General features: G+C 60.1%; 12 protein-coding genes and 1 pseudogene. 5 read left to right on the top strand and 8 right to left on the bottom strand.

Features of this window, described 5'->3' with window-relative positions; translation table 11 throughout:
• Window positions 1-37: 37 nt before the first annotated feature.
• From AC24GY_RS15880 to panD, 3 genes are all read right to left on the bottom strand, one after another.
• Window positions 38-952, bottom strand: a complete 915-nt coding sequence (locus tag AC24GY_RS15880; protein WP_422317297.1) for a dihydrodipicolinate synthase family protein — start codon at window positions 950-952, stop codon at window positions 38-40.
• Between the two features lie 66 nt (window positions 953-1018).
• Complete coding sequence (locus tag AC24GY_RS15875; RefSeq protein ID WP_487684919.1) at window positions 1019-4135, bottom strand: PVC-type heme-binding CxxCH protein; 3117 nt, start codon at window positions 4133-4135, stop codon at window positions 1019-1021.
• An 88-nt stretch (window positions 4136-4223) separates the two neighbouring features.
• Window positions 4224-4574: an aspartate 1-decarboxylase gene (gene panD / locus AC24GY_RS15870; RefSeq protein ID WP_487684916.1), complete on the bottom strand. Its 351-nt coding sequence runs from the start codon at window positions 4572-4574 to the stop codon at window positions 4224-4226.
• 92 nt (window positions 4575-4666) lie between these two features.
• On the opposite strand from panD, the gene rsmA reads away from it, so the two are divergent.
• Window positions 4667-6013: a 16S rRNA (adenine(1518)-N(6)/adenine(1519)-N(6))-dimethyltransferase RsmA gene (gene rsmA, locus AC24GY_RS15865; protein WP_422316806.1), complete on the top strand. Its 1347-nt coding sequence runs from the start codon at window positions 4667-4669 to the stop codon at window positions 6011-6013.
• A gap of 59 nt (window positions 6014-6072) precedes the next feature.
• On the opposite strand, the gene AC24GY_RS15860 is transcribed toward rsmA, so the two are convergent.
• Both AC24GY_RS15860 and leuA read right to left on the bottom strand, forming a co-directional pair.
• Window positions 6073-6666: an HAD family hydrolase gene (locus AC24GY_RS15860; RefSeq protein WP_422316804.1), complete on the bottom strand. Its 594-nt coding sequence runs from the start codon at window positions 6664-6666 to the stop codon at window positions 6073-6075.
• 126 nt (window positions 6667-6792) lie between these two features.
• Entirely contained in the window at window positions 6793-8457 is a 1665-nt protein-coding gene (leuA, locus tag AC24GY_RS15855; RefSeq protein WP_487684912.1) for a 2-isopropylmalate synthase, read from the bottom strand.
• 311 nt (window positions 8458-8768) lie between these two features.
• On the opposite strand from leuA, the gene AC24GY_RS15850 reads away from it, so the two are divergent.
• The 4 genes and pseudogenes from AC24GY_RS15850 (at window position 8769) to AC24GY_RS15835 (ending at window position 14323) form a co-directional block, all read left to right on the top strand.
• Window positions 8769-11213, top strand: a complete 2445-nt coding sequence (locus AC24GY_RS15850; protein ID WP_487684909.1) for a VIT domain-containing protein — start codon at window positions 8769-8771, stop codon at window positions 11211-11213.
• Window positions 11214-11310: 97 nt separating this feature from the next.
• Window positions 11311-12081, top strand: a complete 771-nt coding sequence (gene hisA, locus AC24GY_RS15845; protein ID WP_487684906.1) for a phosphoribosylformimino-5-aminoimidazole carboxamide ribotide isomerase — start codon at window positions 11311-11313, stop codon at window positions 12079-12081.
• Between the two features lie 167 nt (window positions 12082-12248).
• On the top strand, window positions 12249-13085 hold the full coding sequence (locus AC24GY_RS15840; protein ID WP_487684903.1) for a fumarylacetoacetate hydrolase family protein: 837 nt from the start codon (window positions 12249-12251) through the stop codon (window positions 13083-13085).
• A gap of 139 nt (window positions 13086-13224) precedes the next feature.
• Window positions 13225-14323 (top strand): annotated as a pseudogene (locus AC24GY_RS15835) (DNA glycosylase AlkZ-like family protein).
• A gap of 244 nt (window positions 14324-14567) precedes the next feature.
• Here AC24GY_RS15835 and AC24GY_RS15830 read toward each other — a convergent pair.
• From AC24GY_RS15830 to AC24GY_RS15820, 3 genes are all read right to left on the bottom strand, one after another.
• A complete protein-coding gene (locus tag AC24GY_RS15830) occupies window positions 14568-15185 on the bottom strand; it encodes an LON peptidase substrate-binding domain-containing protein (RefSeq protein ID WP_487684900.1) in 618 nt (205 codons plus the stop codon).
• A 72-nt stretch (window positions 15186-15257) separates the two neighbouring features.
• Complete coding sequence (locus AC24GY_RS15825) at window positions 15258-16733, bottom strand: hypothetical protein (RefSeq protein WP_487684897.1); 1476 nt, start codon at window positions 16731-16733, stop codon at window positions 15258-15260.
• 272 nt (window positions 16734-17005) lie between these two features.
• The gene (locus tag AC24GY_RS15820) at window positions 17006-20116 is read right to left on the bottom strand and encodes a PVC-type heme-binding CxxCH protein (RefSeq protein WP_487684894.1); all 3111 of its coding nucleotides are present in this window, start codon (window positions 20114-20116) and stop codon (window positions 17006-17008) included.
• Window positions 20117-20214 lie beyond the last annotated feature (98 nt).

Genomic DNA, 20214 nt, shown 5'->3' with positions numbered 1-20214 from the left:
GGTTAGGAGCCACTGACTGCTATTGCAAACTCCCGGCTCAGCCGTTCTTGGCCAGCAATGCCTTGGCAGCTTTCTCGATCTTCGGCAGCAGGTTGGCTGGAAGTTCGGTGAGAAGAGGAAGAACGGGGCCGGTCTGGGCAACGCCGGAGAGCTCGACGGCGTGATGCAGCACGAGGATGGGGCTGTGGGCATTGCGCAGGTCTTCGAGGGCGACGAATTCCTCGCGGATCTTTTCAGCCGTGTCCCAGTCTTTCTTCAAGATGGCCTGAAGCAGGGCTGTGGAGCGGGAAGGGGCGATGCAGACGCAGCCTGCGGTGAAACCAGTGACGCCGAAATCACGCAGATGGATGATGGATGGCTGCTCGCCGATGCCGCTGACGATGAGCTTGGTGTCCACCAGCTTGATGAGCTTCTTGAGATAAGGGTCCTTCTTTGGATCAGGCTCGACGATGGCGTATTTGATCCAGGAGATCAGGCCGTCATTGACGAGTTCGGCGGCGAGTTCAGGAGTGATGTAGGAACCGTCCTTGATGTAAAGCACGGCCTTGATGCCGGACTTTTCCACGAAATGACGAATGGCCGTGGCGACACCGGCAGGCTTGGAGGGGAAAAGCGTGGGCAGCAGCATCGCGGTGGGGAAGGCGAATTCGCTGAGAATCTTGGCCTGATCCATTGCGGTGCCATACATGGGTCCAACGGAGGGAACGATCCACATGTCCTCAGGTGCCACATCGACCAGCATCTTCAGCAGGGAGTGGTACTCGCTGGGGGCGATGTTGTAGAGATTGGCATTGCCTCCATAAAGCAGCGTGCGGATGCCGCCTTTGTACATGTGCTTGATCAGGCGGCTGTTTTGCGACTTGGCCAATGACAGATCTTTGTTCCGGCAAAGTGGCGGCACAGCGATGACGGAGGACTGCAGATCTTCAAAGGTAACGGGGGTGGTCTTCATGATATGTTCACAGGAGCGCAGACAGCGACGGCTGCAAAGAAAAACCGGTTCAGTTTTAGGGGATGGTTACTGTCCCTCAATGAAGCTAAGAAGATCAGCCATGTCTGCAACGCTCATGCCGGTCTCCAAACCTTCCGGCATCAGGCTCTGCCCAGTGGAGCTGCTGCCTTTGATCTCCGAACGCTGGAGTGTCTTTTCAATGCCGCCCATCATCTTGAGGGACATGCTTGATGCGGTGTCATTCGTAATAATTCCAGCCAATGTCTGACCGTCCTTTGTATTGACGGTATAGGCAATGAACTGAGAGGCAACCTCCTTGTGGGGTTCAAGGATTGCCGTAAGAAGAGCCTCGCGCCCCTTGGTTTTTACCGTAATCAAATCTGGGCCCACCTGCAATCCCATGGTTCCTGCACGATGACAGGCCACACAACGTGCCATGTACTGCATCTGGCCTTTCTTGGCGTCGCCATGGGCGGCGATGGCGGGTTTGAACTTCGCAGTCACCTCTTCACGCGATGGCGGGATGACGGAGGCCAGCGCTGTTTTTGCCGAGGCGGCGACTTTGGGGGACTTGTGCTTGAGGAGCGCCTGGACTTGGGACGCTGAGAACTCCGTCGGTTTTACCGCGCTGGATTCCAGCAAGGCCAGGGCGCGATCTTCGCGGGCGAGGAGGGCTTCGAGAGCGGCTTCTTTGGCTTTGGGGCCGTAGCCGACCCAGTTTGTGATGAGTGATTTTGTTACAGCGGGTGAACTGCTCTGGGCCAGTGTAAGGATGGAGGCTGCTTGCACAGCATCTGGCTGGCCTTGTGCGAGGCATTGAGTCAGGGCTTCGGCGGCTTCCTTGGCTGAAGTGAGGCCGAGGAGTTTGATGGCTTCCACGCGTGCCGTTTCCGGTTTCTTGGTGTCAGCAGCATTCGACGCAGCTTTGGTGAAAATGCCGGTGAGCTTATGTTCGGTATCGGCTGTAGCAAGGTCGATGCCTGCCTTCTTGAATCCGGCGGCCAAGGCACCTATGAACTCGGCTCTTGGCGTTGATGCAATTAAACCAATTAGAAGGGAGGCATTGGGTTTGCCGCCTCGATCACGTTCCGCCTGATGCGCCGCTTTAGCTGCGCCACCCGCTGCTTGAATGACCTTCGATATTGACTTGAGCTTTGCTGGCTCCGCTTTTTTTAGCCCCTCTGGGTCAAGAAAGATGACTCCGACCAAAGCGATGCTCACATCTGGGTTTCCACTCAAGTATGCATCAACCACCCGATCGTTGGTCGGCAAGTCATTAAGAACCATTTGAGCAACACTTGAAGTCATCGACCTGCGACTGGAGCCAAGTGATTTTATTGCGGACATGTCGAAGAGATCTGCATCCTTTAGAAATTCGCCCACAGTGAGTGCGATTTGAAAATGAACACGCATGTTGCCACTCTGCGTCTGCCCCTCAATTGCCTTCGCAATTTCATCAAACCCTAGTGAACTTGGCTGCAAAGTCTCAGACAAATGGAGAGCAGCCTCCACCACGTGAGGGTCTTTATCCAAGATAGCTTTGCTGAGCATGGATGCGTTTAACGCGCTGAAGCCACGAAGCGCCCCCAGTGCATGCAACTTCGCCAGTGCATTGTCACCACCCAACACTTTCTCCAGCATTGGCACAGCCGCCTTGTCCTTGCGCTCAAACAGCAGCCTCTGCGCGGTATCACGATGCCAGCCGTTCGGATGGCCGAGGGTCTGCACGAGTTCTTCGGTGCTCATCTTGCCCAGAGCCACCTTTTGGCCGATGCGCTCGGCGCCTTTGTCGGGGACGATGCGGTAGATGCGGCCGCGGTCGTTGCCGCTGTTGAGGTCGATGTGTTTTTTGATCTCGTCGGGGATGCTCCAGGGGTGCTCGATGACCTCGCGGTACATGTCGCAGATGTGCAGGCAGCCGTCGGGGGCGTTGGCGAAGTTCACCACGCGCACCCAGGTGTCCTTGCTGGCGGCGAATTCAAAGCCGTGCTCGTCGGCGGGGCGTTCGCCGATGAGGCTGATGCCGTCCGCGCTGGGTTTGATGATCTTGCGATGCACGAGCTGGCCTCCTGCATCCCCAGTGAAGCTGTTGTTCACGAAGTCGGGGCCATAGGCATCGCCGCGATAGATGGTGGTGCCGGTGGCGCCGGTGAAGTAGCCGCTCACGCGTCCGCCGCCTTCGACCGCGCCTTTGACCACACCGGCGATGCGCCAGCGCGTGCGGATGATGCGCCAGGGCTCGTCCGGGCTGAGGCGAAAGACTTCCGCCGCGCCGCCGTCCGCCGCGATACTCTGGCGTGCGGGTGGCATGGTGTAGTAGGGATTGCGGTTCGCATACTTGTCATCGTAAACCCAGTATTGGAGGTGATCGGAGTTCGAGCAGGCGAACTTGCGACCGTAGTTGTCAAAGCTCATGCCATACTGCGCGCCGCCGCCTTCGAGGCCGAACTCCAACGAGATCGGATCAAACCAGAAGTCTTTGCCGCCGAGTTCCACGCCTTTGTCGTCTGGGCGCTTCAGGCAGGTGATCACGCCGCGGTTGCCGCCACCGGCGAGGACGTGAATGCGATTGTCCTGGCCCCATTGGAAACTGTTCATGAGGCCCTGCACGTTGAGGATTTTCAATCCGGTACCGAAGCCGGTGAAGACTTTCTCGCGCACCTCGGCCTTGCCATCGCCGTCCTTGTCCTCAAAGCGCCAGATGTCGGGTGTGGCACCGACATAAAGGCCGCCATTGGCCCAAACGAGGCCGGTGGGCCAGGGGAGGTCATCGGCGAAGACCTGGCTCGTTTCGTAGTAGCCGTCGCCGTCTTTGTCTTCCAGCATGGAGATGCGACCCAGATGAGGTGTGACATCGCGCATCTCGCTGTAGTCGATCATTTCGCAGACAAACATGCGACCGTTTTCGTCAAAGCAGACGGCGATGGGGCTGCGCACCTGCGGCTCATGTGCGGCGAGTTGGAGTTTGAAGCCCTTTTTCACCTGCCAGGACGCGATGGCGTTCTTTGGCTCTATAGCAGGGTAGCGGGGCAGGTCCTTGCCGGGATCCACGGCCACGGGGTTCTTCGTCTCACCGTAGGCCTTGGCATAAGTCGTCTTCGTCTTGATGCCATCCACCTGCGCGAAGAGCGAGGTGTTTAAGGCGAGCAGCAGCAGGAGGGAACAGGCGGCAGTCTGAGTCATGACAAGATCATACGGAGTCCTGCGGCAGCATGAACAGCCGAAAGTCGCTCAACGTGGTATTCTTGTGCTGATACCCTGGGCAGCCGGCTTACAGAACCGTGTCATTCACCACTTCGTTGCGCTCATTGAGCAGCAGACGCTTGGGGATGATCGGGTTCTCGCTCTGGCCCCAGGCCATGATGGTGACACGGTGGCCGGTGTTGATGAGGTGGGCGGCGGCGCCGTTGACGACGATCTGCCCGGAGCCGGCGGGGGCGGGGATGACGTAGGTTTCCAGGCGGGCACCGTTGGTGATGGATGTCACCAGCACTTTTTCGCCCACCCAGAGGTCGGCTTTTTCCATGAGATCGGTCGGAATGGTGATGCTGCCTTCATAGGCGATGTTGGCATCGGTAATGGCGGCACGGTGGAGTTTGGATTTGAGGCAGGTTCTAAGCACCCTCAAGAGTGCTTCATTCGTGCCGGGGGTCAAGTATTGGCTGTCTGAATGGATTGGTTTGATGGAAGCGCAGAACGGTGGATGATGCGGCAATGAGATACCGCGACCAACGCCGCTCCGAAGCCCCGCCGCCCCGCCCACACTTCACCCCACGCAAGAGCATGGGGCAGAACTTCCTGCAGGACGAGGAGATTGCCCGCTGGATCGGCGATCAGGTGCAGCCGGACGGGGCGGATATCGTGGTGGAAATCGGACCCGGCATGGGAGCTTTGACGAAGCATCTCGTCGGCAGGCCCAAAAAGCTCATTCTGATCGAAAAGGATTCCCAGCTCGCGCCGGAGCTTCAAAGCCAGTTTGAAGGGCGGGACGATGTGGAGGTCATCCACAATGACGCCACGCGCATCAATCTGCGTGCGTGGTTCAAGCATGGCCCGCTGCGCATTGTGGGGAACCTGCCGTATTCCGTCGGCAGCGAGATCTTGAAGCACTGGCTCACGCCGCCGTCGCCGGTCGGTTGTGCTGTCTTCATGCTGCAAAAGGAGGTGTGCGACCGCCTTGCCGCCACCTGCGAGGATGATGCCTATGGTGCACTGAGCCTGCTGGTGCAGAAGGACTGGAATGTGGAGATGCTGCGCGTGGTGCCGCCGGAGGTCTTTGTGCCGAAGCCCCGGGTGGACTCCGCGATCATCCGCCTCACGCCGCGAGATCCCGCCACGCTGCCGGTGTTTGATCACGTGCTGTTTGACCGACTGGTGCGCATGGGCTTCTCCCAGCGGCGCAAGCAGTTGAAGAATCTCCTGCCGGAAGCACCCGGCGGCTGGGAGGCGCTGATTGAGGCGCTTGGCGTGACGGGGATGGTGCGTGCGGAGGCGCTGTCGCTGACGCAGTGGATTCAGATTGCGCGTCATTATGAGCAGCGTCATGAAGCTGATGCGGGGCAGAAAGCCAGCGAGATGTTTGATGTGGTGAATGAGCGTAACGAGGTCATTGAGCAGCTCACTCGTGGCGAGGTGCACAAGCGCAAGCTGCTGCACCGTGCGGTGCACATTTTCGTCATCAACAAACGCGGGCACATCTACCTTCAGCAGAGGTCACATCTCAAGGATGTGTCACCGCTGAAGTGGGACAGCAGTGCCGCCGGTCATCTGGATGCCGGGGAAGGCTATGCCAGCGCTGCAGTGCGGGAGTTGGGAGAAGAGGTGGGCATCCATGTGGAAGCCACGGAACTGGCGGCGCAAATCCCGGCAGGGGACAATACGGACCATGAATTCGTGGAGCTACGCATCGCGCGGCACGACGGCCCGGTGCGCTGCCTGCCTGAGGAGATCGCCACGGGGGATTGGTTTAAGCCAGAGGATATCAGCGCGTGGGTGGATGCGCGTCCGCAGGATTTTGCCAAGGGCTTTGTGACGTGCTGGAAGGCGTGGATTCAGAAGTAGCTCGGGCAATCTTGCCCGAAGCGAGCGCGTCTGAGGCGGGCAGGATTGCCCGCACTACTTTACCGCATCGTCCGCGGAATAAAAACTGACTGCATTCCGGCGGCATTGGCGGCCTGAATGCCACTGTTGCCGTCTTCGAGGACGAGGCATTCGCTGGGGGCGATGCCCATCTGTTCGGCGGCGAGGAGGAACATGTCGGGCGCGGGCTTTCCATGTTTCACCTTCTTGGGTGTGATGATGATGGGGAAGAGATCGATCAAGCCGGTGGCTGTCAGGCAGCCGCGCACGGTGGATTCTTCGCTGCCGGAGGCCACGGCGATGGGGAAGCGGCCGAAGAGGGATCTGGCAAACTCCGCCACAGGGCTCACGGCCTGCACCTCAGGGATGCGCCGGGCGAAGATTTCCATCTTCAGTTCATCCACGCTCACGGGGTCCACGGAGGCGCCATGCTTTGCATTGAGCAGCTTCACCACGTCCTGCTCCTTCATGCCTGCGTGTGCATAAAACTCTTCTTCGGTGAACTCATACGGCGCATCATGCTGCTTCAAAGCCTCCACCCAGGCGACGTAGTGCAGCGGCATGGAATCAACGAGCGTGCCGTCACAGTCAAAGATGTAGGCTTGGAAGGGGTAGTCGGGGATTTCGAGGGGCATGGGGTGCGTTCATAAACCTCACACGACGGCGGGCGGCAACCAACTTTTCGGATGGAGCCTCTGTCTTACGGGAGGTGATTCAGCTTTGCGAGAGCCGGAGTGGCTCTCGCAAACGTTGAGTCTTCACTACGATGCTCGATTCACCGCACTGAGCACCGCCTTGATGGAGGCGAGTTCGATGTTCGTATCCACACCTGCACCCCAGATGGTTTTACCGCTGGCGGTTTTGATCTGGATGAAGGCGAGGGCGCTGGCTTCGGTGCCGGAGCTGAGGCTTTGTTCGCGATAGGTGGCGACTTCAAAAGGCTGGGCTCCGCCATCCTGAATCAGTGCATGCGCAAACGCGGCGATGGGGCCGTTGCCTTTCCCGGCGATGCCGCGTTCCTTGCCGTTGATGACGAGGCTGCAGCGACAGGTAAAGACGCCGTCCACGCCATCGGCATGGAAGTGATGGAGGGCGAAGGGGGTCTCGCGCTCGATGTATTCCTTCCAGAACATGCCTTTCAATTCGGCGGCGGTGACCTCGCGGCCCAGCTTGTCCACGATGTCGTTGGCCAGCGGACCGAATTCACGCTGCATGTCCTTGGGCAGTTCGATGCCGAACTCGCTTTCCAGCAGGTAGGCGACGCCGCCTTTGCCGCTCTGGGAGTTCACGCGAATGACTTCACGGTATTCGCGGCCGATGTCATTCGGATCGATGGTGAGGTAGGGCACATCCCAGATGGATTTGTGCTCCTCGTAGCCAGTGAGGCCCTTCTTGATGGCGTCCTGATGGCTGCCGCTGAAGGCGGTGAAGACGAGTTCGCCACTGTAAGGATGGCGTGGCGCCACGGTCATGCCGGTAGTGCGTTCATACATGTGGATGAGGCCGCTCATGTCGCTGAAGTCGAGGCCCGGGGAGATGCCGTGCATGTAGAGATTCATGGCCACTTGCACGATGTCCAGATTGCCAGTGCGCTCGCCATTGCCAAAGAGGGTACCTTCCACGCGGTCTGCGCCAGCCAGCAGGCCCAATTCGGTAGCGGCGGTGCCGGTGCCACGATCGTTGTGCGTGTGCAGGCTGATGATGAGGCTGTCGCGGTTTTTGATGTTGGTGCAGATCCATTCGATCTGGTCGGCATACACATTGGGCATGGCCACCTCGACGGTGTCGGGGAGGTTCAGGATCATCTTGTGCTGCGGCGTGGGCTGCCACACGTCCATGACGGCTTCACTGATCTCCTTGGCGAATTCGACTTCCGTGGCGCTGAAGCTTTCGGGCGAGTACTGCAAGGTCACCTGCGTGCCGCCTGCGGTGAGGCGATGCAGGCGGTCTTTGATCATCTGCGCACCTTTGATGGCCACGGTGATGATCTCTTCCTTGGATTTGCCAAACACATACTTCCGCTGCGCAGGCGACGTGCTGTTGTACATGTGGATCACCACTTTCTTGGCACCGATGAGCGACTCGACGGTCTTCTCGATCAAATCCTCACGCGCCTGCACCAGGCACTGGATCGTCACATCGTCCGGGATGCGTTTTTCCTCAATAAGGCGGCGGTTGAAGCTGAATTCGGTGTTGGAGGCGGATGGGAAACCGACTTCGATTTCCTTGAAGCCGCATTTCACCAGCGCATCGAACATTTCGAGCTTCTGGGAGACGTTCATCGGCACGGCGAGCGCCTGGTTGCCATCGCGCAGATCGACACTGCACCAGATGGGCGCATGGGTCAGATGACGGGAGGGCCATTGACGGTTGGTGATGTTGATCAGCGGGAAGGGCTGGTACTTGGAAGACGGATTTTTTAACATGACGGGACAATTGGAGACAGGATTAACAAGATTTCAGAATTGGACAGGATTCATTCCTGTTCTGAGATAACTGCCGTGGCGTGACGGCAAGGGGCATGACGAGGAAACACGGGCCGCCTACCCTTGCGTAAGTCGCAGGGAGAGAAGAAGCAGAGCCTTGGCTGGCGTGGCGGTCATGGACAAGTGGAAGAAAGCAGAGAAGAGGGAGTAGTCAAGCGGGGCAAGAGAGCAGATATTTCACCAAGGCTTCATGCGGATTTCACATAAAAAGACATGACTCGCGGGGGGCGGTGTTTCATAGACTCAACCCCATGAAGGGTTTCCTGAATTTTTGCAGACGTTTCCTGCTCGGCGCAGGCATCATTTTCCCGCTGATCTCCCTGGGCACGGAACTGGGCACGCGTGGTTGTGCCTCGTCGTTCTTTGACCCTATTCCCACCTGGGCGCACGTGGGACTGGTGCTGCTCATGCCGGCTGCCATTTTCTTTCCCTGGATGGGCCGAAAGCGGCCGGGCACAGCGTGGGAGTCGGCTGGAGTATTCCTGCACGGGGCAGGACTCTTTCCTTCGATCCTTTACACTCTGGCCATGGGATACCTGAATGTCATGGGTCTCATGATGATGCCATTCGCGCTGGTTTTTGCGCTCTCACCTGCGGGCGCACTGATCGCTTTTCCATTCGCCATGGCCATGACAGGCCCTCTGGCCGCACTGGTGGCGTGGCTCATCACCTGCAAAAGCTTGTGGAAGCTGCCGGCGGCAACAAGGCGCATGCCATGGCTCGTCGGCATGGCCTTGGGCCTGATCGCAATCGCATCTGCGGAATGGCGCATGGTGAGCCTGCATGCCGACATTGGCACCGCCATGAAGGCGGCGCGAGCGCACGATGGCAGCACCGCAAAAACACTGCCCAGGCTGCGGACAAAGTGGCGGGAGGAGTTTTTGCTGAATCTATGCTACACCGGAGGGCAGGCGGGTATTTTCGGACCGCTGACACACCTGGTGTTCGGCTCATCCACGCTCTTCGTTCAAGGGCGCTGGAGCAGCACCTCATCCTTTGACCGCGAAGCCCTGCGCGAGCTCTACTTCCGTGTGACGGGAGTCCCGTTCAGCGATGCGCCGCCACCGCAAGGGATGACGCAAACCCGGTCCGGCATGCGCATGACAAGGGATGAGAGCCTGGACAGTTTTGCGTGGGATGAGGACAGCGGCGGAGCGGAGGTGGGGGCGCGGATTCGCGGGCTTTCGATGCAGACCTCGCGCATGGACTGGCATGTGGATAGTGATTCCGCGCTGGCGCATGGTGAATGGACACTGGAATTTCACAACCAGCACCGCAACGCGCAGGAGGCGCGCTGCCAGATGCTGCTGCCGCCGGGTGCGTGTGTTTCAAGACTGACGCTGTGGATCAATGGCGAGCCGCGCGAGGCCGCCTTCGGTGCGCGCTCACAGGTGACACAGGCCTATCGCCAGACGGTGGTGGTTGACCGCCGCGACCCCGTGCTGGTCAACATGGTGGGACCGGACCGTGTGCTGACGCAATGCTTTCCGGTGCCGGCCGGTGGCAGTATGAAGATCCGGCTTGGCATCACCGCGCCGCTGGATGCGCAGGCTCCGGCGGCCCTGTTCATGCCCCTGATTGTGGAGCGCAATTTCAGCATCCCGGCGGGGATCTCGCATGCGGTATGGGTGCAGTCGCCGCAGGCACTGGAGGTGCCGCAGGAGTGGCAAAAGGCTGCCGCCACTCAGAATGGCGGATGGACGTGGCAGGCGGAGGTGCCGCAGGCAGATCTGGCCGGGCTGAACTTTGGCGTGAAGCAGCCCCCCCTGCCGAAGGTGTGGACGACAGACGAGCTAGCAGGAAACGAGTCACCTGTGGTCATCGTGGAGCGCACCCAGGCTGCACCGCAGGCAGCCAGCAGCCCAGTCTTTGTCATCGTGGATGCTTCCGCCACTTTGCGCCCACATGCAGCCATGATCCGCGAGGCGTTGAAGCAGTTGGCGCAGAAAACACCACTGACGATCTGGGCCACCACGGATGGGGAAGCGACCGAGGTCGCTGTGGCGGAGCTCGGCAGCCGCCTGCAGGACTCCAGCTTTGCAGGCGGACGCGATGTGGTGCCTGCTTTTAAAGCGGCGCTGCAGCGTCTCCGCACAACCGCTGCTCCTGCCACATTGATCTGGCTGCACGGCCCCCAGCCTGTGGAGCTCTCCGGAGAGGAAGGGATCAAGCAACTGCTCGAACGCAGCGGCTCCCCGCCACCGATTCATGCCCTCGAACTGGAGCATGGGCGCAACAAGCTCCTGGAGGAATTGTACGATGCCACGCCCGTTTTCGGTGGCCTGCGCTGGAGTGGCTCGGGAGCAAATGAACTGGCCAAGACCCTGCTCTCCATTCGTAATGGCCCCACGACCACAGCCAACATGTCCCGCTCCGCCACTGCGCCAGCCGATGGCAAGGAGGTGTGGGATCAACTGGCGCGGCATGCGGTGTTCCGCGAGGTGATGGCGTCTTTCCAAGGGCGTGATCGCGTGCCTGAAGACCAGGCCAAACGCGCCGCGCTGCATCAGCTGGTCACGCCGTACTCTGGCGCAGTGGTGCTCGAAAATCAGCAGCAATACGACCGCGCGGGCCTGAAGCCTGTGGATGCAGGAAGCACGCCGCAGATTCCAACCTTGGGAACGCCGGAGCCGTCCAGAATGCTGCTGTTCATGCTCGGTTTGTCAGTGCTGTCCCTGCGGAGACGTCGGCGGTGAAGGGCTCCAAAGGCTGAGTGGTTAAAGATCGTCAAGAAGGTACAGCACGACCTGCTTGACCACTCCTTGCCCCTCTTGACTAATCTTTGACCTTCTTATGACCAAATTCCGCCCCTGCATTGATCTCCACGACGGCCGCGTAAAGCAGATTGTGGGCTCGTCCTTGCGGGATGATGGGACGGGGTTGAAGACGAACTTTGTGAGTGATCGGGATTCAGCGTGGTATGGCGAGCTCTACAAGCGCGATGGCCTGACGGGCGGGCATGTGATCTTGCTAGGCAAGGGGAATGAGGAGGCTGCGAAGGCGGCGACGGGGGCGTTTCCGGGCGGCTTGCAGGTCGGGGGCGGCATCCGCTCTTGCAATGCGGCGGAGTATCTGGAGGCCGGGGCGAGCCATGTGATCGTGACGAGCTACCTGTTTGAAACGGACGGCACTTTCAATCAGACGCGGCTCGACAAGATGGTGGCGGCAGCGGGAAAGGATCGGCTGGTGATCGATCTGAGCTGCAAGGCCACTGTCACGGGCTGGACGGTGGCGATGAATCGCTGGCAGACGCTGACGACGCTGGATGTGACGCCGGAGTCCCTGCGCTTTCTCGCGGGGCATTGCGCTGAGTTTTTGATCCACGCCGTGGATGTGGAGGGGAAGTGCGAGGGCATCGATGAGGCGCTGGTGAGCTTCCTCGGCGAGCATTCGCCAATTCCCATGACCTATGCCGGGGGCATCCGGCATCTGGCCGATCTGAAGCGCATCGATGAACTGAGCCATGGCCGCGTGGATGGCACGGTGGGCAGCGCGTTGGATTTGTTTGGCGGCACTGGCGCGAAGTATGAGGAGTTGGTGGCGTGGAACAGGCGGCAGGAGTAGTGCGGGCAATCCTGCCCGCGCCGAGCGCGCTTGAAGCGGGCAAGATTGCCAGTGTTACTTTCAGAAACGGGATGCTGGTTGCGTGAAATGGGCCTTGGGTTGCATGGGGGATCTTGCACGTTGAGAAAGCGCCATTCGCGGGCAGGATTGCCCGCACTACTCCAATCATGAAAATCATCCGCTACTCCGACTCGCAGGGAAACATCGCGCATGCAGCGCAGCAGGCCGATGGATCGGCGCTCGTCATTGAGGGAGACATCTTTGGTGAGCATCATGTGACGGAGCGGAAGGCGGAGGTGGTGAAGCTGCTTGCACCGGTGCAGCCGTTTGCGATTGTCTGCATCGGATTGAATTACAAAAAGCATGCGGAGGAGACAAAGGCGGAACTGCCGAAGCATCCGGTGGTGTTCATGAAGCTGCCGAATGTGGTGCAGCATCCGGGGGAGCCGATCCTGCTGCCGACGAAGCTGAAGAGCGACAAGGTGGACTACGAAGCGGAGCTGGCGGTCGTGATTGGCAAGAAGGCGAAGAACGTCAGCAAGGCGGATGCGCTGCAATACGTGCTGGGCTACACCTGCGGCAATGATGTGAGCGCGCGTGACTGGCAGAAGCATGGTGGTGGCGGGCAGTGGTGCCGTGGCAAATCATTTGATACGTTTTGCCCGCTGGGGCCGGTGCTGGTGACGGCGGATGAGATCACGAATCCGAATACACTCGCGATCAAAACGGTGCTGAATGGCGTAACGATGCAGGACTGGAACACGGAGGACATGATCTTTGATGTGCCGACACTGATCGAATTCCTCAGCGGCAGCACCACCCTGATGCCCGGCACAGTGATTTTGACGGGCACGCCGCACGGTGTGGGCGCAGCCCGCACGCCGCCGGTGTTTATGCGCGATGGCGACAGCGTGACTGTGGAGATCGAGAAGATCGGGGCGCTGACAAATCCGGTGAAGAGTGAACTGACAAAAACTGCCGCTCCGCAAACATCTGCGGGCTAAACTGGGGCATGGGAAGTGTAAGTCGCCGCCTTCGGTAGTTTGATCCATCGCAAGAAATCATGACCGATCATTTCTGCTTGGCTGGCAGCACCACCGCACCTACTGCTCAAACAACTGTTTCCCGTGTTTCAAATTTCCCATGCCCGCTGAACCGAGCCTCGACGATCTGCGTCGCTACGCGGTGGCGCGCACCCTGTTTAAGCCGACCACGCTGCTGGCCGCCATCCAGCGCTTGGGTTTTGTGCAGGCAGACCCGATCCGCGCCCCGGCACGGGCGCAGGACCTGACTCTACGCCATCGCGTCAAGGACTACCGCGTCGGCGACTTGGAGCGCCGGTATCAGAGGCTTGCGATCGACGAGGACTGCTTCGTCAACTACGGTTTTCTTCCACGCGAGCACCTGGCGCTGATGCATCCGCGCCAAGCCGCCCGGCCTTGGGATGCCGAGACCCAGCGCAAGGCCGCCGACGTTCTGGCCTTCGTTCAAGAGCGCGGTGCAGTTCATCCGCGCGAGGTCGAACAGCACTTTGCCCACGGGCGCGTCAGGAACTACTGGGGCGGCTCGAGCAACGCCAGCACGCACCTGCTCGACGGCATGCACTATCGCGGCCTGTTGAGGGTGAAGCGGCGCGACAGCGGCACCCGCGTCTATGAGGCAGCGACGCATCCCCCCCCCGGATGACAGCCCTGAGGGAGGCGCACGGCGTGCGGCCGCATTGATCGACCTGGTGGTGCGCAAGTATGCGCCACTGCCTGCCGCCAGCCTCACCTACCTCGTACGGCTGCTCGGCTATGGAGCGCCGCATCTGTCGGCCCAGACGCAGGCAGCACTTCGGCTGGCGCGTGAGCGACTGGCCAGTTGCCGCCTCGACGGAACGATTTGGTACTGGCCCGCCGACGAGAAACCGCGTTCGCGCCGATACACGGTGGACGAACGGTTGCGCTTGCTCTCCCCCTTCGATCCAGTGGTCTGGGACCGTCGCCGCTTCGAGCTGCTATGGGGTTGGAAGTACAAGTTCGAGGCCTATACGCCGCCAGCAAAACGCCAGCTCGGCTACTACGCGCTGCCGATGCTCTGGCGCAGACATGTCATCGGCTGGGCCAACGTGTCCGCACGGGAAGGCAGGCTGGAGCCGGTCTTCGGCTATGCGGGAGGATCGGCACCGAGGGACGCGGCGTTCCGCATCGCGCTGGATGAGGAACTGCAGCGCATGGCCCAGTTCTTCACCGCACGCTGATCCATGTCGGAACACAAATGACAGTCATTTAAGATGATCTGGATGCGATGCGGAAGCCTTCATTTGGCAAAGGAATGCAGAATCCAGAAGTCCGGAGTTCAGATCTCTGATTCTGATCATTCCTTTGCCATCCAATTCCCTTGCCAAAAAAATGCCGCTCCGCCGCCACTGGCAAAGCACAGATGAAGTCTGCGTTTGCTCCGGTTTCAGTGCCGCGTTTCCCAGAGCGAGCTAAACCTCGGGACTACCTTGCTTTTTCCAGTTCGCTGATCAGCTTCTCGTAGCGGCGCTGCGGGCAGCATTCTTCGAGAAGAACACGCAGGGAGGCTTTGTTCCGCACGAAGTGGAAAGCGATGATGTCGCAGACGGCTTCGGCTTCGTCCATCTCTTCCAGTTCATGGCGCAGTTGCTGCATGCTCTCGCAGCTGTCATCTGTGGGTGGAGGCAGGAGATCCAGAGCGCGTGATTTCAGCTGGCGCAGGATTTTGGTGGGAGCGTGCTGGGTGAGCACCGGTTCCACACGGGCGATGCGGAAGGGCTTGATCTGATCCCAGCCGGTGATGCGCACGCGGCAGACGCCGTAGAGCATGACCTGCGAGGTGCCGTCGGGGTTTTTAACCGAGCAGCGGATCAGTCCCGCCGTGGTGACGGGAAGCACGTCATTCGCGCCGTCAGAAACACCGACGCAGAACATGCGATCGGTTTGCAGCGCATGATCCAGCATGCGGCGGTAGCGATCCTCAAAGATGAACAGGGGCAGATGGCAGGCGGGAAAATGGTAGCAGTCGTCCAGCACAATCACGGGGAGGGTGTGCGGGAGCACGAAACCTTTGGCTGAGAATGTTTTTGACGAGATGTCCATGAATGAAACGACACGCGGGATACGCGTGCATCCGCCCGATGGTTCCTTGTTTCCTGCGCAAACGCCAACGAATCATTCAAAGCGGAAGGAAAACACATCGGCGTCCTTGAGGGCCCAGCGCAGACGCACCGGTTTTCCGGCGAGCGCGGAGACATCGCTGCCGGTCTTCCAGCCAATAACGCGGTCGATGTCATCGTAGGAGAGCGCCTTGCAGTCATCCAGCGTGAAGCCCGGCAGGGGTTTGCCCTCGGCATCCTGGATTTCCACCGCCACGGAGCCAGCGGCCCCGGTGGAGAGATTCAGGTGCAGTGCTTTGCCGGTGAACGTGAAGGGTTTGGTGGTCATTTCACCGCCTGCGTAATCTGCGTGCAGCGAGGCGAAGCCATCGAGACGCAGGGTGAAGCGCTGCAACAGCGCGGTGCTTTGCCCGTAGTGGCGCTCCACGTAGAGAGACATCTCCGACTTTCCGGTCTGCACCACGCCGCAGGCGGGGTAGTTGCTGCGGCTGGTCCAGTTGCGGAAGTGCAGGCCGGGACGCACAAAGCCCTCCATGAAGCTGCGGTTGTAGGCGGTGGTGCCGGCGCGGCTCGTCATCAGCACGGCTTCGGAGCAGTCTTTGATCAGGGCAGGGTAGGCCTTGGTGTCTTCGGCGAGGTATTTTTTGGCCTGCTCATCGAGCACGTCCTTGCCGGGCATGAAGCGTGCGGCGGTGGAGATGTAGAGGTGCGGCGCATTGAAATACGGATTCGTCTGGCTGATGTAGATGTGGTCCACCAGCGGCTGGTCGCAGGTCATTTGGACGGCGTCGGTCCAGGTGAGGAAGTCCTTGCTGGTGGCGCGACTGACCCAGCGCACCCCCTTGGGTTTCCAAGTCTTTTCATCGATCACGCCTGCGGTGAAGACGCGGAAGTAAGCCACGTAGCACTGCTCCGCCTCCGACCAGAAGGAGACGTTTTGCGAATCAAACGCGCCTTTCGTGATCACCGCCGTGTCCTGCATTTTCTGCCAGTGCAAACCGTCTGCCGAGACGAAGGCGCTGAGACCGCCGGACTTGCCACCGAGACCGGCGAGGGCCTTGTAACGCTGCTCTTTGGGCACGCCGGGGCGCTTGTCGATGAAGGGGGCAAAGTTGTGCGTGTAGGGGGCCAGATTGGCCAGCATGACGTTGTTGTCTTTGCTGCCGTTGATCTCATGCAGACCGAGCTTGGGCTTCACCCATGTTTTGCCGTCGGCTGATTCGGCGTAGCAGGTTACCTCTCCGCTGGTGCCGTCTTTGAAGCCCGCATTGCCACGGTAGTACATCTGGAATTTGTTTGCCTCGTCATTGTGAATGACGGTGATGTAGGCGCTGAAGCGGCCTTCCCACGGCTGGTCAAATTTCACCGCGATGCCGGCTTCTTCGGGATGGTGCAGCCGCAGCGTGGCACCCTGCATTTGGTCGATGAGCAGCTTGTCTACGAAGAGTTCACGGCGGGAGCCGATGGACGTGACTTCGGCGGAAGCGATGCTGGCGCAAAGGAAGAGAAAGGGCAGGAGAGAGCGGCGCATGCTCTCTCATACAGGCGGTGAAGCAAAGTACTTGCGAGCTTTAGCTCGATCTGGGAGGGTCAGGTGCGCGTTGGAACTTCGAAAATCGATTGTTCGAAAATCGTCAATCCTCTGGCTTAGAGCGTGGTGGTTGTGCGCGATTGACGATTGATGAACAAGGATTGTTGATTTTCGAAGTGTTGAACACGCGCAGACGTAGAGCCTCGGCTAGCTCTGGGTGGTGCGGAGCTTCCCAGAGTGAGCTAAAGCTCACGAGTACTTTATTTCCCGGATCACAGACTCTTCAAATACGCCACGATGTCGCTGATGGCCTGCGGCGTGAGGCCGAGCTGCTGGGACTGATACATGAGAGAGCGGGTCATCTTCTGGATGCTGGCGATGCGCTCTTTTGGCACGGTCTGCACGAGGCCGCCCATGCATTTGATCATGACGGGATCGCCGCTGGAGAGGATCATGCCGCTGATGGTGAGGCCGTCCTTGGTTTTGATCTCGCTGCCTTCATAGCCGTGGGAGATGTCAGCGGAGGGGTGGGCGATGGCCTGGGCGATGACTTCGCTTGGCTGCTGCTTGCCGAAGGTGCTGAGGTCGGGGCCGAACTCGACCCCCATCTTGCCGACCTTGTGGCAGGTGAAGCAGACGGCGATGGCGGCCTGGCCACGCTTGGCATCGCCGGGAAGTTGGGCGATCTCTGCGCCGGTGGGCAGCTTTGGTGCGTCCTTGAGTTCAGGTGGCATCTCGACGGCGACGAGCTTCACCTTGGCAGGATCATACAAGCCCAGGGCCTTCATGCCGCTCTCCACATCGTAGGACTGCCAGTCGTTGCCTTTGCGATTGAGCAGCCACCACTTCGCGAGATCCTTCATGGGGAAGTCCTTGGTGTTGGCGAGTTCGATCATCGCGCCTGCAGCTTCGCGGCTTTTCACAAAGGCGAGTCCCGTGAGCATGAGCTTGCGCTGTTCTTCAGTGAGCGCACCGTCCAGCGCACGGGTCTTGAAGGCTTCTACGGCGGCAGGGGGATGGAGACGCCAGGCGAGCCAGGCCTGGGCATCGGTCCATGCGGCGGGTTTGTCACCACAAAGTCTGTCATAGGCTTCATCTGCAAAGCCTTCGCAGCCCATCCCGATCGCCTCAAGGTAAGCGCGGTCTTTGCCATCAAACTGCTGCGCGAGGATGAGCAGAGGAACTCCGCCAATCCGGGGATGCACTTTGCCCAGCATCAGCGCCAGTTCCCGACGCACGGCGGCGGAGGGATCACGGAGCATCTTCCCAACCAGGTCCCATGAGACCCTGCCGACACGACTCAGAGCGCGCACGGCCACGATGCGCTGGTCTTCAGACTTCGACTCGAGCCAGGGCCGGACCTGCGCCACACCCTCTTCCCCCATCTGCGCCAGCAGCCATGCGGCGCGTGCGGCGATGAAGGCGTTGTCGTCCTTGAGCAAGGCGGCGACGGCAGGCACTGCTTTCGCTCCTTGGGCTTTCAAGGCGATGAAGCCGTTGTAGCGTACGTTTGGCGCGGGGCTTTTTAGCGCTTCGATCTGGCCTTCCGTGGTGTCGAGCTTGAGCGCAGGCACAGTGGATGCGAAGCCCTTCGGTGCGATGCGGTAGATGGTGCCGGTGTAGCGTTCGTCCAGCGTGCCGTGGCCACCGACGCGGGCATCGAACCAGTCGGCGACGTAGATTGCGCCATCAGGACCGACGGTGACATCGCTGGGACGGAAGCGGGTTTTGAGTTCGCCTGAAGGCTTGCCGCCGAGGAAGTCGGAGCCTGCGAATTCCTTCTCCTTGTTGGAGGTCAGGAAATCAAAGCGCTCCATTTTCCAGCCTGCGCCGTCGAGCTTTGGCAGATAGCCGAAGACGACATTCTTGCCCGCTTCGCAGGCGAGGAGGAGGCCGTTCCATTTCTTGTCGAGTGCGCCGTTTTCATAGAAGCCCACGCCGGTGGGGGAGCCGCCGCCATACACATCTCCTGCTGGCATGGTGCCGGGATCTTCCTGGCGCCACTCGGCGGTGGGTGTGTCCTGGCCGGGGCGTTTGTCCGCACCCCAGGAGCGCAGGCCGTCTGCGGAGGCAAAGCCGGCATTGCCGCCTTCCATCACCGGGGACACGCGGCAGGCGGGCGGGTCGTCGTTGTCGCTTTGGAAGACATCGCCAAAGGAGGTGATCGTCTGCTCGTAGCTGTTGCGATAGTTGTGGCCGATGATGGTGACGTTCGTGCCATCGGGATTCATGCGTGCGGCGAATCCGCCGATCCAAACATGGCCGTCGTCGCTCTTCTGCCCGGCGATGTCCTGCATCATGTAAGGGCTGCCCATGCGGAAGGTCTTGCCGGAATGATCGGTGAACTTCGCTCCGGTGTTGCCCTGATTCCAATACCACTGGCCGTCGGGTCCGGCGGTAACGCTATGAAGGCTGTGATCGTGCTGACGACCACCGAAGCCGGTGAGCAGCACATCACGCTTGTCCACGGCAGGATCAAATTTGCCGTCGCCATTCACGTCGGTGTAAACGAGCAGGTCGGGCGGCTGAGAGACAACGATTTTGTTGCCTAGCACGGCGACGCCGAGCGGCGCTGCGAGTGCGGACTCCTGCACGAACACGGTGCTCTTGTCTGCACGACCCGAGCCGGTGGTGTCTTCGAGCACGACAATGCGGTCGCCCTCCGGCCTGCGGCTGCCTTTGCTGCGGTAGTTCACACCTTCAGCCACCCACAGGCGGCCCTGGGCATCGAAGTCGATGTTGGTGGGATTAAACAAGGCGGGTGAGGTGGCCCAAACGGTGACTTCGAGACCCTCGGGCACGGTGAACATGTCCGCAGGCACGGTGGTCTTGCCGTCGTCCACGATGGGGGGGGCGGGCTTGGGAGCATTCGGAGGTGTTTCTGTATAAACCTGGAATTTGACTGACGCATTGCTGGCCTTGCCGCCGCGCTCCATGCCGCCGTCATCGATAGCCGCCTGGGCGGTAAAGCCGACCACACCCTGCGGCAGATCATAAACAATCACCGAGCGTGCATGCGTGCCGATGCCGTTTTCAAACTTCTGGCCTTTCACGAGCAGCGCATCGCCCATGGCGGATTTGCCGACGCGTGTGCCGCCGGAGCCCTGGCTGGCGGCTTTCCATGGCAGCTTGGTCAGGTCCTTGGTGGAGCCGTCGGCCATGATGAGCTTGGGCTCCAGCCAGTCTGCCCAGTCGCAACTGATGCCGTCTTCATCCGAGACCACGAGGTAGAGTTCCTTCGCGCCTTTCAGGGAGGCATCCACCTTGACCAGACGAGATGTGCTGGCGGTGGTGAGCTTCGGGCTTTCGAAGACTGGAGTGGCCGCGATGGCGCAGGAGGCGGAGGCGAGCAGCGCGAGGAGGGGCAGATAGCGGGACGTCATGGATGGAAGGACTGGAAAGTAATCGAGAGCTTTAGCTCTGTGCGGAGTCTGGGAGGGATACGACTTTTCCAGAGAGAGTCTTAGCTCTCAACTACTTT

Source organism: Prosthecobacter sp. Pr1 (assembly GCF_057652315.1).
The sequence above is the reverse complement of the archived record's forward strand: the minus strand, read 5'-3'. Positions and strand labels throughout refer to the sequence as shown.

Excerpts from the sequence above, each read along its gene's own strand:
- AC24GY_RS15880 (WP_422317297.1), bottom strand. The coding sequence starts at position 952 with ATGAAGACCACCCCCGTTACCTTTGAAGATCTGCAGTCCTCCGTCATC.
- AC24GY_RS15875 (WP_487684919.1), bottom strand. The coding sequence starts at position 4,135 with ATGACTCAGACTGCCGCCTGTTCCCTCCTGCTGCTGCTCGCCTTAAAC.
- rsmA (WP_422316806.1), top strand. The coding sequence starts at position 4,667 with ATGAGATACCGCGACCAACGCCGCTCCGAAGCCCCGCCGCCCCGCCCA.
- AC24GY_RS15860 (WP_422316804.1), bottom strand. The coding sequence starts at position 6,666 with ATGCCCCTCGAAATCCCCGACTACCCCTTCCAAGCCTACATCTTTGAC.
- leuA (WP_487684912.1), bottom strand. The coding sequence starts at position 8,457 with ATGTTAAAAAATCCGTCTTCCAAGTACCAGCCCTTCCCGCTGATCAAC.
- AC24GY_RS15850 (WP_487684909.1), top strand. The coding sequence starts at position 8,769 with ATGAAGGGTTTCCTGAATTTTTGCAGACGTTTCCTGCTCGGCGCAGGC.
- hisA (WP_487684906.1), top strand. The coding sequence starts at position 11,311 with ATGACCAAATTCCGCCCCTGCATTGATCTCCACGACGGCCGCGTAAAG.
- AC24GY_RS15840 (WP_487684903.1), top strand. The coding sequence starts at position 12,249 with ATGAAAATCATCCGCTACTCCGACTCGCAGGGAAACATCGCGCATGCA.
- AC24GY_RS15830 (WP_487684900.1), bottom strand. The coding sequence starts at position 15,185 with ATGGACATCTCGTCAAAAACATTCTCAGCCAAAGGTTTCGTGCTCCCG.
- AC24GY_RS15825 (WP_487684897.1), bottom strand. The coding sequence starts at position 16,733 with ATGCGCCGCTCTCTCCTGCCCTTTCTCTTCCTTTGCGCCAGCATCGCT.
- AC24GY_RS15820 (WP_487684894.1), bottom strand. The coding sequence starts at position 20,116 with ATGACGTCCCGCTATCTGCCCCTCCTCGCGCTGCTCGCCTCCGCCTCC.